Genomic DNA, 1,289 nt, shown 5'->3' with positions numbered 1-1,289 from the left:
TATATTTTATCATAATTATGCTAAATTGTCAATGTGCTTTATACATTTTCTTTGAATTTTAATCCGCCGATCAAATGGAATTCCAGTTCGTGCTGATTGATTACAATGATTTTCTCAACTATACTCTCAAATGCCGATTCTTCAAATTCCGTCATAGGTTTTTCTCTCTTCTCAAAGAAGTCAATCAGCATATCTATCTGATCCAAAGCCTCATCTTCTTCGTCGGAACGTGTAAGCTTTTTCAGTTCTGCTTGCAGCTTATTTATTTTCGCAGTCAATTCTGTGGTCTGCTCAATGTATTTAACCTCGTCAAGAAATCCTTTTGTTTTCAGCCGTGCAAGTACATGAGTCTGTTCACGAAGCTTGGCGATTTCCTTGTGTACGTCCATTATCTGAGTTTGACCGCTAAATTTTCTGAGTTTCAAATCCTGCAATGATGTTTGAAGCGGCGTAAGAATAACTTTGTAATTGTGCCACAGTTTGTTACACAAACGGATAAAAGCCAAATAGATTTTGCTTTCCGGTATGCTTCCGTTTTCGCAGTCCGATGCATTAACATCATGTTTACGGCATGTCCAGTATGCACCGCTTTTTCGATTTCTGTGCTTATATGTCGCTCCGCATTTTCCGCAGAACACTTTTTTGCTTAATGGATAGACGTTGGTTTCAAAATCTCTGTGACGAGATTCCAGCAGTTTTTGTGCCGCATAAAAGGTTTCTTTATCAACTATTTGCTGATTTACTCCAGTTACACAGTATTTCTGCTTTTCGCCGTAATTCCGTTTTTTTATATACGGAAGAGTTTCGGTAACATAACTTTTCTGAAACATAGCGTTTCCGATATATCTGTCGTTTTTAAGCATATATCGTATATTATCTGCTTTCCACAAAACGGCTTGCTTACTGCCGGGCAAATTCATGGCGTTAAGCTTATCCGCTATTGCTTTTAGTCCATAACCGCTTATGTACCACTCAAAGATTTGTCTAACTATCGACGCTTGGTTTTCTTCAATTTCCAAATTACCGTTTACCTTTTTAAATCCGAACGGCGGAGTAGCATTCTTATACGTCCCATTCTGCATACGCTTTTGAACGCTCCACCGCATGTTCTGCGAAATAGAAGTGGATTCCTCCTGAGCCAGACCGCCCATAATGGTTATCATCATTTCATCAGTCAGCTTTGCGGTATCGATATTTTCTTTCTCAAAGAACACTGTTATTCCAAGGCTTTTAAGCTCCCTTATATTTTTCAGGCAGTCCTTTGTGTTTCTTGCGAAACGGCTGATAGA

General features: G+C 38.9%; 1 protein-coding gene. It reads right to left on the bottom strand.

All coding sequences use genetic code 11. From position 1 onward, the window contains the following. Positions 1-38: 38 nt before the first annotated feature. Positions 39-1,289 (bottom strand): recombinase family protein (locus AB5123_RS14380; RefSeq protein WP_368365006.1); only part of this gene is annotated, 1,251 nt, incomplete at its 5' end.

It is taken from the genome of Ruminococcus sp. RTP21204st1_B2_RTP21204_210225 (assembly GCF_040914135.1).
In the GTDB taxonomy this organism is placed as follows: domain Bacteria; phylum Bacillota; class Clostridia; order Oscillospirales; family Ruminococcaceae; genus Hominimerdicola; species Hominimerdicola aceti.
This window is presented reverse-complemented; position numbering and strand designations above follow the sequence as displayed.